This window comes from Actinophytocola sp. (assembly GCF_035712165.1).
GTDB lineage: Bacteria > Actinomycetota > Actinomycetes > Mycobacteriales > Pseudonocardiaceae > DASYTH01.
Window position 1 is genome coordinate 1 of sequence record NZ_DASTBH010000082.1, and the last position, 9,979, is coordinate 9,979.

General features: G+C 72.1%; 11 protein-coding genes. 5 read left to right on the forward strand and 6 right to left on the reverse strand.

Annotated elements, in window-relative coordinates; translation table 11 throughout:
- A partial coding sequence (locus VFO68_RS04095) for a HAMP domain-containing sensor histidine kinase (RefSeq protein ID WP_325156783.1) occupies positions 1 to 945 on the forward strand: 945 nt, incomplete at its 5' end.
- Between the two features lie 46 nt (positions 946 to 991).
- On the opposite strand, the gene VFO68_RS04100 is transcribed toward VFO68_RS04095, so the two are convergent.
- The 6 genes from VFO68_RS04100 to VFO68_RS04125 all read right to left on the reverse strand — a co-directional run bounded on the left by VFO68_RS04100 (position 992) and on the right by VFO68_RS04125 (position 5,678).
- A complete protein-coding gene (locus VFO68_RS04100; protein ID WP_325156784.1) occupies positions 992 to 1,780 on the reverse strand; it encodes a hypothetical protein in 789 nt (262 codons plus the stop codon).
- 18 nt (positions 1,781 to 1,798) lie between these two features.
- Positions 1,799 to 2,110: a hypothetical protein gene (locus tag VFO68_RS04105; RefSeq protein WP_325156785.1), complete on the reverse strand. Its 312-nt coding sequence runs from the start codon at positions 2,108 to 2,110 to the stop codon at positions 1,799 to 1,801.
- A gap of 13 nt (positions 2,111 to 2,123) precedes the next feature.
- Positions 2,124 to 2,840, reverse strand: coding sequence for a hypothetical protein (locus tag VFO68_RS04110; protein ID WP_325156786.1), 717 nt, complete (start codon positions 2,838 to 2,840; stop codon positions 2,124 to 2,126).
- A 15-nt stretch (positions 2,841 to 2,855) separates the two neighbouring features.
- A complete protein-coding gene (locus tag VFO68_RS04115; protein WP_325156787.1) occupies positions 2,856 to 3,215 on the reverse strand; it encodes a hypothetical protein in 360 nt (119 codons plus the stop codon).
- Positions 3,216 to 3,285: 70 nt separating this feature from the next.
- The gene (locus tag VFO68_RS04120) at positions 3,286 to 5,052 is read right to left on the reverse strand and encodes a long-chain fatty acid--CoA ligase (protein ID WP_325156788.1); all 1,767 of its coding nucleotides are present in this window, start codon (positions 5,050 to 5,052) and stop codon (positions 3,286 to 3,288) included.
- Between the two features lie 65 nt (positions 5,053 to 5,117).
- Positions 5,118 to 5,678 (reverse strand): GtrA family protein, encoded by a 561-nt coding sequence (locus VFO68_RS04125; RefSeq protein WP_325156789.1) that lies wholly within the window; start codon positions 5,676 to 5,678, stop codon positions 5,118 to 5,120.
- Between the two features lie 97 nt (positions 5,679 to 5,775).
- Between VFO68_RS04125 and VFO68_RS04130 the strand changes: the two genes are divergently transcribed.
- Genes VFO68_RS04130 through VFO68_RS04145 form a run of 4 tightly spaced genes read left to right on the forward strand, consistent with a single transcriptional unit; the run spans position 5,776 to position 9,876 of the window.
- Positions 5,776 to 6,981 carry a glycosyltransferase 87 family protein gene (locus VFO68_RS04130; protein ID WP_414635453.1) on the forward strand — a complete coding sequence of 402 codons (1,206 nt, stop codon included), beginning with the start codon at positions 5,776 to 5,778 and terminating at the stop codon, positions 6,979 to 6,981.
- Between the two features lie 2 nt (positions 6,982 to 6,983).
- Positions 6,984 to 8,168, forward strand: a complete 1,185-nt coding sequence (locus VFO68_RS04135; RefSeq protein WP_325156790.1) for a 5-(carboxyamino)imidazole ribonucleotide synthase — start codon at positions 6,984 to 6,986, stop codon at positions 8,166 to 8,168.
- Complete coding sequence (purE, locus tag VFO68_RS04140) at positions 8,155 to 8,664, forward strand: 5-(carboxyamino)imidazole ribonucleotide mutase (RefSeq protein ID WP_325156791.1); 510 nt, start codon at positions 8,155 to 8,157, stop codon at positions 8,662 to 8,664. The genes VFO68_RS04135 and purE overlap by 14 nt, the downstream gene beginning before the upstream one ends.
- Before the next feature lie 51 nt (positions 8,665 to 8,715).
- On the forward strand, positions 8,716 to 9,876 hold the full coding sequence (locus VFO68_RS04145; RefSeq protein WP_325156792.1) for an acyl-CoA dehydrogenase family protein: 1,161 nt from the start codon (positions 8,716 to 8,718) through the stop codon (positions 9,874 to 9,876).
- Positions 9,877 to 9,979 lie beyond the last annotated feature (103 nt).

The window sequence follows — 9,979 nt, forward strand, 5'->3', positions numbered from 1 at the left end:
CCGATGCACACCCGGCAGGCGCAGGTCGCCGCGCTGGTGGGGCTGGTCGTGTTCGCCACGGTCGGGATCGGCACGCTGGTCGCGGTGATCACCGCGCGGCGGCTGGCGAGCCCGTTGCGGCATGTCGCGGACCGGGCGTCCCGGCTGGGCGCCGGCGACTTCCGGCTGGACAAGGCCCGCTACGAGGTGCCCGAGCTGGACATGGTGGCCGAGGCGCTGGACAACTCGGCGCTCGCGCTGGCCCAGCTGGTGCAGCGGGAGCGGGAGCTGGTCGGCGACGTCTCCCATCAGCTGCGCAGCCGGCTGACCGCGTTGCAGCTGCGGCTGGAGGCCCTGGTGTCGATGGGCGAGGGGGAGACGGCGGCCGAGGCGCGGGCGGCGCTGGAACAGGCCGAGCGGCTGGCCGACGTGCTCGGCGACATGCTGGCCGCGACCCGGGAGGCGCGGGCCGCCGGCGCCGGCCCGGTGGACCTCAGCCGGGAGCTGACGATGATCGCCGACGAGTGGCGGCCGCCGCTGCGCGCCGCCGGCCGGTCGCTGCGGCTGCGCGTCCCGCAGGGGCTGCTGGCCAAGGTGTCACCGGCCCGGCTGCGCGAGGCGGTGGGTGTGCTGCTGGACAACGCGCTGCGGCATGGCGGCGGCACGGTCAGCCTGACCGCGCGCGGCGGGGAGGCGATCCCGGGCGCCGACACCGTGGTGGTCGAGGTCGCCGACGCCGGCTCCGGCGTGCCCGACGAACTGGCCGCGCACATCTTCGAACGCGGCGTCTCCGGCAGCGGCTCCACCGGTCTCGGCCTGGCCCTGGCCCGGGCGCTGGTCGACTCCGACGGCGGCCGGCTGGAACTGTCCACCGCCCGCCCGCCGACCTTCACCATGTTCCTGCCCGTGCCCCGCGCCGCCGACGTCCGCGGCGTGCGCTGGCCCGCCGAACGCGGACCGCGCTAGCTGGCCGCCTCTCCGGATTTCAATGCGGTCGTCACGTTCCGGCGCGTCAGCTCTCGAAGGCCCAGTCGGCGTCGTTGTCGGTGACGGTGGCGTCGCTGTAGTTGCCGGTGACCGGGTCCGGCCAGTGCCCGCCGGGGAACTTGCCGGCGTCCTGGGCCTCGCCGTTGAGGGTGGACATCTGCTGCGCCTGCACGCCCAGGATCGCCACCAGCGCACCGACCGCGGTGGCGATGGCCGCGCTGCTGAACCCGGCCTCGCCGACCGCGAGAGCGACCCCGGCCCAGGAGAAGGCCACCGAGCCGAGCGCGGCGACCACACCGACCATGGCCACGATGAACTGCACGATGATCACCCCGAGCGCCACGTAGAACGTCAGCCCGGCGGCGGCCAGGATGCCCAGGGCGATCGTGAGCTTCTCGGAGATCGTGCCGATCTTGTCGGCGGCCTCGGACTGCGGCTTGATCGCGGTGTTGTACCGGTCGGCGGCGGTGCCCTTCCAGTGCTCGTCGACGGTGAGCGCCTCCGGCTTGAGCACGCCGGCCACGCCGGTCGCCATACCGCGCACGTCGGACCAGTCGTAGGCGTACTTGAAGAACATCACCGGCGCGCCGACACCCTTGAGCAGCTCGACGAACTTGTCCCACAACCACTTCGCGAGATCCAGCGCCTCCTCGGCAAGGGCCAGGACGGCTTCCCTGACGAAGTCGGGGATGTACCAGTGGTTCACGCCGGCCTGCGCGGCGGGCATGATCTGGCCCATCTTCGCCGACAGGTCCGTCATGCCATTGTTGATCTTGTCGACGGCGGCCTGGAACTGCGCCTCGCTGAACGTCATGCCGACCTCCTTGGCTCGTCAGTACAGGTTGCGGAGCTGGTGCTCGTTGCGGGCTTCCTCGGCGTCATAGGTGTCGGCGACCTGGCGCAGCGTGTCGGCGACCTCGGCCATCCGCTGCTCGCCCTCCCGGCACCGGTTGGTGACCTGGTCGGCGGCCGCGTCGTACGGGCCGACGATCAACTGGAAGATGCCCGCCTCGATCCGGCTCAGCCGCAGGCCCTCGGCCTTCGCGGCGACCTCGCCCATGGTCGTGCTCTGTCCGTCCCAGACCCCGGCCTCGGCGCGCAGCGCGTCGGTGGCGACCTGTAACTCCTGCTTCGTGGGTGCCAACGTCGTGTTCCCTTCAGGACCCGGCCAGCCGCCGGGGATCGGTGAGCAGGGCCAGCGCCTCGCCGAGCAGCCGGTCCAACGGCCGGGCCGGTGCCGGCTCCTCGGCCCACTCGGTGAGCTCGGCCTTGGCTTCGGCGAGCGCCTCGGCCAGCGCGTTCATCAGCCGGGCCGCGGTCTGGTCGGACACCCAGCCCGGGTCGGCGACGCAGGACACCAGGCCCTGCTGGGACAGCGTGAGCTCGAGCCGGCCGCTGGACCCGGTCGCCAGCACGGGCGCCGGGCGGGCCGCCAGCCGGTCCACGTTGTCGAATGCCTTGATCATGTCCTCGGTGAGCTCACCCAGCCCGCGCTGCCGTGCCGGAGCCGGCGGCGGCCGGAAGACCGGCGGCGCCGGGTCGGCCGGGTCGGACCTCAGCTCGCCCAACCGGTCCGGCCACCCGTCCGCGCGCAGGGTCTGCGACCAGCCGGCCAGCCGGGCGCCCATCGCCGCCTGGAACGCCCGCAGCACCGCGTCGCCGAACTCCTCCGGCTTGAGCTCGCGGTCGAAGTCGGTGTCCACCCGGAACGAGGCCGGTAGGCCGTCCGGGCCGAGGACCACGTGCACGGTGCCGGACTCGTCCGACCCCTCGGCGGTGTCCGGCGCCTGGTCCTCCGCGTCGGTGATCAGGTTCTGCAACCGCGCGACGCGGTGCTGGAACCGGTTCAGCTCCGCAACGATGTCCTCGTTCATCACCCATCCCGTCCGTCAGCCGAATATCTGCCACGCGACCACGAACATCCCGGCCGTGCCGATGGCCAGCAGCAGGCCGGCGCCGACGTCGGCGGCGTTCGCGGGACCGAACAGGCTGCCGGCCGCGAGCGGCACGGTTGCCGAGACGACCAGGAACAGCGGGAACGCCAGAAACCAGAACAGCGTCTCCGACCGCCCGGCCGCGCTCAGGTGCAGTGCGGCGTTGGCGGCGGTCAGCGCCATCCCGGCAACCAGGACCGCGATCGAGCCCGCCCGGCCGAACACCATCCGGCGGGCGGCGCCCGCGCTGCGCAGCCAGTAGAGCAGCACTGCGGCGAGGCAGACCTCGACGGCGGCGGCCCAAAGCACGATCACGGCCCCTACGACGGGAGCACTCCAAGATCCGTTCCCGTGCGGAGGCAATGTGACGTTGCCATCCGACGGGTCAGCGGTACAGCGCCGCCACCGTGTCGGCGTGGTTGGCGAGCACCGTGGCGCGTTTCACCTTGAGCGACGGGGTCAGCTCGCCGCCGTCGATGGACAGGTCCCGGTCCAGGACGGCGAACCTCTTGATCTGCTCGGTGGTGGCGTGCCGGGCGTTGACCCCGTCCAGCACCCCCTGCACCAGCGCGTGCACCTCCGGGTGCGCGGCCAGCGCCGGGAGGTCCGCCGGCAGGCCGTGGTCCCGGGCCCACGGCAGGATCTCGTCCTCGTCCAGGGTGATCAGCGCTACCGGGTAGGGCCGCCGGTCGCCGATCATCACCGCGTGGGAGATCCACCGGGACTGGCGCAGCTCGTTCTCCAGGTTGGCCGGCGCGATGTTCTTGCCGCCGGCGGTGATGATGATGTCCTTCTTCCGCCCGGTGATCGTGACGTAGCCCTCGGCGTCCATGCTGCCGAGATCGCCGGTGTGCAGCCAGCCCTCGGCGTCGACGGTCGCGGCGGTGGCCGGCTCGTTGCGCCAGTAGCCGCCGAACAGCTGCGGCCCGCGCATCAGCAGCTCACCGTCGTCGGCGACGCGCACCTCGACGCCCGGCGCCGGCCGCCCGACGGTGCCGATCTTGAAGGCGTCCAGCGTGTTCACCGTGCCGACGCCGGTGGTCTCGGTCATCCCGTAGCCCTCCAGCACCGGAACCCCGGCCGCGTGGAAGAACTCCAGCACCTCCGGGGCGATCGGCGCGGCGCCGGACAGCGCCTGCCGCAGCCGCCCGCCGAACGCGCCGCGCACCTTGGCGTACAGCGGTTCCAGCCGCTCGAACCCGGCCGCCAGCTCCGCCGGAACCGGCTCGCCGGCGCGCTCCCGGCGGCGGTACTCCACGCCGACCCGCACCGCGGTGCGTACGGTCTCCTCGTCCAGCGTGCCGGTGATCGCGGTGTAGAGCTTCTCGAAGATGCGCGGCACCGACGGCAGGAACGTCGGCCTGACCTCGGCCAGTTCGGCCACCACCTGCTTGACGTCGCCGCCGAAGTACACCAGCGTCGCCCCGCAGGACAGGCAGGCGAACTGCTCCAGCTGCGCGAACACGTGCGCCAGCGGCAGGAACAGGTAGACCACGTCGGCGCCGGTGACGTAGGCCAGCTCGTCGTTGATGGCGATCAGGGTCAGCCAGTTGCGGTGGGTCAGCACGCAGCCCTTCGGCGGGCCGGTCGTGCCGGAGGTGTAGATGATCACGGCCAGGTCGTCCGGGGTGATCGCGTCCAGCCGCTCGCGCAGCTCGTAGGCGACCGCGTCGGACTCGGCGAGCGCGGAGCGGCCCAGCTCCACCAGGTCGGCCAGGGTGCGGGCCGCGCCGGGCGCCGGCTCCATGGTCACCACGTCCGCCGCGCCGGCCGCCACGACCTTGGCGTGCTGGCTCGCGGTGGCGCACACCACAAGGTCCGCGCCGGAGTCGCCGATCACCCAGGCGCAGTCCTCGACCGAGCTGGACGGGTAGATCGGCACCACCACCGCGCCGGCCGCCAGCACGGCCAGGCAGGCGTAGGTCCACTCGCGGCGGGTGTCGGCCAGGATGCAGACCCGGTCACCGGGCTGGAGCCCGGTGCTCACCAGGCCCGCGGTGAGCGCCCGGACGGTCTCGGCCAGCGACTCGGCCGTCTCGTCCCGCCACTGCCCACCGGCGCGGTAGCGCAGCGCTATGTGATCAGGGTCTCGCTTGGCGGCGACGAACACCGTCTCCGCGACCGTGCGGGCCCGTAAGTCCACTGTGGACATGGTGCACCGTCCCGTCCTCGAGTGAATGGTCGAGCTTCACCCATGGAACGGGACGAGGGCAAGAGTCAGGCGGCGCGTTCGGTGTCGCCGCGCGCCGCACGGCGCAGCGCCCGGCGCTCTCCCCGGACCACCCGGGGCCGGGCGCCGGCCTGCGGGAACACCCACTTCTTGAACGCCCACAGCCGGAACGCCATCGCCAGCAGGGTGCCGATGATGATGCCGGCGACGAAGTCCGACACCTCCTGGACCAGCAGCGTGACCTGCGGCACCTCCAGGTGCAGCATGTACCGCGACACCCACAGCGGCAACGAGTTCAGCGCCAGGCCGATGCCGCTGATCAGGAAGAACAGGGCCGCCTCGTGATGGCGCTCCCGGCCGCCCCGGGTCCGGAACGACCACTCGCGGTTCAGGACGTAGGACACGATCGTCGCGATCAGCACCGCGATGGCCAGCGCGGTGACCGGCTTCTCGTTGAGGATCGTGAACTTCAGCGCGTAGTTCACGACGTTGGTGACCACGAAGCAGATCCCGCCGACCACGGCGAACTTGAGCAGCTCGCGGTGCTTGAACAGCACCGAGCGCAGCGGCTCCGGAATCCGGTTCAACGTGGTCTCGATCAAGGCCATAGGACCATAGTCTACCGAGCCTCCTCACGGAGCGTCGCACAGACCGCGTCGCGGGCCGGGCTCCGTCGCGCGGTACCACCATGGTTATCTGTTGGGCGTGACCGAGACCGCCGTCCCGACCCGGGTAAACCCGTGGTTGTTCGCGGTGCCGGCGGGTCTGGTCGTCGCGGGTGTGATCAGTTGGCTGATCGACTGGCGGCTGGGCGTGGACAGCGCCGTGTACCGGTCCGGCGCGCTCGCCCTGCTGCACGGCGAACCGCTCTACGACGCCATGTCACTGTCCGCCGAACCACCCTGGGCGCGGCTGCCGTTCACCTACCCGCCGACCGCCGCGGCGCTGTTCACGCCGCTCGCGCTGTTCCCGACCCAGGTGTCCTGGGGTCTGCTCGGCGCGCTGTCGGTGCTCGGCCTGGCCGTGGTGATCCGGGTGTGCATCACGGCACTGCCGGACCGCCCGGGCTGGCTCACCCCGGCCGGCGCCACGCTGCCGCTGACGTTGCTCGCGCTGGCCATCGAGCCGGTCTGGCGCACGCTGTTCCTCGGCCAGATCAACCTGATCCTGATGGCGATGATCGTGGTGGACGTGCTGGTGCTCGGCCGGGCGCGACGGTTCGGCGGGGTGCTCATCGGCGTGGCCGCCGCGGTGAAGCTCACCCCTCTGGTCTTCATTCCGCACCTGCTGCTGACCGGCAGGCGGGCCGACGCCGCGCGGGCGGCCGGCACCTTCGTCGTCCTGCAGGGCCTGATGTTCCTGCTGGTGCCGCACGACTTCACCCGGTTCTGGGGGTACGCGGTGACCGACCCGGCGCGCACCGGGCCGATCTACTGGGCCGGCAACCAGTCGCTCAACGGGCTGGTGCTGCGCCTGTCCGACCTGGCGCCGTGGTCGCTGGCGGTGGCGCTGGGCATCGGCGCGGTGCTGGCGGTCCCGGCCGCGCTGCTGGTCCGCAGGCTGCACCGGATGGCCGAGCCGGTCCCGGCGCTGCTGGTGACCGCGTTCTTCGGGCTGCTGGTCAGCCCGGTGTCCTGGTCGCACCACTGGGTCTGGGCGGTGCCGCTGGTGGTCTACCTGCTCTCCCGGCTGCCCGACCCGCTGCCCGCGGGCCGCGACCGGGTGCGGGCGCTGGCCGGGGTCGGCGCCGTGGTGCTGGTGTTCGCCAGCTGCGTGCTGCTGATCATGCGCAACGGGCTGGCCCGCGAGCTGGACTGGCTGCCACCGGAGTTCGTGATCGGCAGCGCCTACCTGCTGGTGCCCGTGGTGGCGGGCGGGTTCCTGCTGGCCCGACTCACTAGAGTGCGCTGATCGTGGACCCTCGGACCGGTTTCCCCATCGTGGGCATGGTCGGCGGCGGGCAGCTGGCCCGGATGACCCACCAGGCGGCGATCGCGCTCGGCCAGTCGCTGTCCGTGCTGGCCGTGTCACCGGACGACCCGGCCGCGCAGGTCAGCCCGTCGGTGATGTTCGGCCAGCACACCGACCTGGACGCGCTGCGCACCTTCGCCGACAGCTGCGACGTGCTGACCTTCGACCACGAGCACGTGCCGGCCGAGCACCTGCGGGTGCTGGTCGCGGAGGGCGTGACCGTACATCCGGGACCGGACGCGCTGGTGCACGCGCAGGACAAGCTGGTGATGCGAACCCGGCTGGCCGGGCTGGGCGTGCCGGTGCCGCCGTTCGCCCCCGTCACCGAGGTGGCCGACGCGGTGAAGTTCGGCGACGAGCACGGCTGGCCGTGCGTGCTCAAGGCCAGCCGGGGCGGCTACGACGGCCGCGGGGTGTGGTTGCTCGCCGACCCGGACGCGGCCCGGGCGCAGGTGGCCACGCTGCTCGACGCGGGCACGCCGCTGCTGGTGGAGCAGCGGGTGGTGATGCGCCGCGAGCTCGCCGCGCTGGTCGCCCGGTCGCCGTTCGGTCAGGGGGCGTGCTGGCCGCTGGTGGAGACCGTGCAGTCCGACGGCATCTGTGTGGAGGTGCTCGCGCCGGCTCCGGGGCTGTCCGAGGAGCGCGCGGAGCGGGCGCAGGAGCTGGCCCTGCGGGTGGCCGCGGCGCTGGACGTGGTCGGGGTGCTGGCGGTGGAACTGTTCGACACCGACGCCGGGCTGGTGGTCAACGAGCTGGCCATGCGGCCGCACAACTCCGGGCACTGGACCATCGAGGGCGCCCGGACCTCGCAGTTCGAGCAGCATCTCCGGGCGGTGCTGGACTACCCGCTCGGCGCGACCGACGCCCTGGCCCCGGCCGTGGTGATGGCCAATGTGCTCGGCGCGGCGACCCCGCCGGGGATGGGCGCCGACGAGCGGCTGCACCACCTGCTGGCCCGGTACCGCGACGCGCACGTGCACCTCTACGGCAAACCGGAGCGGCCGGGGCGCAAGATCGGGCACGTGACCATGCTCGGCGCGGCGCCCGCGCCGCTGCGTGAGCGCGCCCGGCTGGCCGCGCACTGGCTCTCCCACGGCGAATGGCTGGACGGTTATGACATCCACTGAGACGCCGGTGGTCGGCGTGATCATGGGCAGCGACTCGGACTGGCCGGTGATGAGCGGGGCGGCCGAGGCACTGGCCGAGTTCGGCGTGCCCTACGAGGTGGGCGTGGTGTCCGCGCACCGCACCCCGGACCGGATGCTGGACTACGCGCGGCAGGCCGCCGGGCGGGGCCTGCGGGTGATCATCGCGGGCGCCGGCGGGGCCGCGCACCTGCCCGGCATGGTGGCCGCCGCGACCGCGCTGCCGGTGATCGGCGTGCCGGTGCCGCTGCGTCACCTGGACGGGTTGGACTCGCTGCTGTCCATCGTCCAGATGCCCGCCGGGGTCCCCGTCGCCACGGTGTCGGTCGGCGGTGCGCGCAACGCCGGACTGCTCGCGGTGCGCGTGCTCGGCACGTCGGACGAGGCGTTGCGGGGCCGGATGGAGCGGTTTCAGGCCGAGCTGGAACAACTCGTGCTGGAGAAGGACGCCGCGCTGCGGTCGAGCCTGGACGGGTGAGGTGCTAGACGTCACTCGATCGGGGAAGTAAACGGCTCCTAACATGGAGCCATGGACGCGGGATACGAGTTGTACCAGCTCAGCGAGGAGCACGAGGCCCTGCGTGAGGCGGTTCGGGCGCTCGCCGAGAAGGAGATCGCGCCGCACGCGGCCGATGTGGACGAGCAGGCGCGGTTCCCGATCGAGGCGCGGCAGGCGCTCGCCCGGGCCGGTTTCAACGCCCCGCACATCGCCGAGGAGTTCGACGGTCAGGGGGCCGACGCGGTCGCGGCGAACATCGTGGTCGAAGAGGTGGCGCGGGTCTGCGCGTCCTCGTCGCTGATCCCGGCGGCCAACAAGCTCGGCACCATGAACCTCATCCTGGGCGGCTCCGAGGCGCTCAAGAAGGAGGTGCTGCCCAGCATCGCCGGCGGCGAGCTCGCGTCCTACGCGCTGTCCGAACGGGAGGCCGGTTCGGACCCCGCGTCCATGCGCACGAGGGCGGCGCTCGACGGCGACCACTGGGTGCTCAACGGCACCAAGTGCTGGATCACCAACGCCGGTGAGTCGCTGTGGTACACCGTGATGGCGGTCAGCGACCCGAACGCCGCCAAGCCCGCCGACGGTATCTCGGCGTTCATGGTCCGCGCCGACGACCCGGGCTTCACGGTTGGTCCCAAGGAACGCAAACTCGGCATCAAGGGCTCGCCCACCCGCGAGATCTACTTCGAGAACTGCACCATCCCGGCCGACCGCATCATCGGCGACCCCGGCCAGGGCCTGCGCCTGGCGTTCGCCACCCTCGACCACACCCGCCACACCATCGGCGCCCAGGCCCTCGGCATCGCCCAGGGCGCGCTCGACGCCAGCGTCGCGTATGTCAAGGACCGCAAGCAGTTCGGCCGTCCGGTCGGCGAGTTCCAAGGCATCCAGTTCATGCTCGCCGACATGGCCATGCGCATCGAGGCCGCCCGGCACCTGGTCTACGCCGCGGCCGCCGCCGTCGAACGCGGCACCCGCAACTCGTCGTTCATGTCCAGCGCCGCCAAGACGTTCGCCTCCGACACCGCGATGTCCGTCACCACCGACGCCGTCCAACTCTTCGGCGGCGCCGGCTACACGGTCGACTTCCCCGTGGAACGCATGATGCGCGACGCCAAGATCACCCAGATCTACGAGGGCACCAACCAGATCCAGCGCCTGGTGATGGCCCGTCACCTGCTCAGGGGCTAGATCAACGATCGTGACCTGACTCCGGATGACGGCCATGTTCATGATCAGGCCGTACCCAGGCCGTGTCGCCAGAGTCAGGTCATGGCGGCGCTAGGCGACCAAG

Bases quoted from the DNA above. Each gene is read 5' to 3' on its own strand.
- VFO68_RS04100 (WP_325156784.1), bottom strand. From the start codon at position 1,780: ATGACGTTCAGCGAGGCGCAGTTCCAGGCCGCCGTCGACAAGATCAAC.
- VFO68_RS04110 (WP_325156786.1), bottom strand. From the start codon at position 2,840: ATGAACGAGGACATCGTTGCGGAGCTGAACCGGTTCCAGCACCGCGTC.
- VFO68_RS04120 (WP_325156788.1), bottom strand. From the start codon at position 5,052: ATGTCCACAGTGGACTTACGGGCCCGCACGGTCGCGGAGACGGTGTTC.
- VFO68_RS04125 (WP_325156789.1), bottom strand. From the start codon at position 5,678: ATGGCCTTGATCGAGACCACGTTGAACCGGATTCCGGAGCCGCTGCGC.
- purE (WP_325156791.1), top strand. From the start codon at position 8,155: ATGACATCCACTGAGACGCCGGTGGTCGGCGTGATCATGGGCAGCGAC.
- VFO68_RS04145 (WP_325156792.1), top strand. From the start codon at position 8,716: ATGGACGCGGGATACGAGTTGTACCAGCTCAGCGAGGAGCACGAGGCC.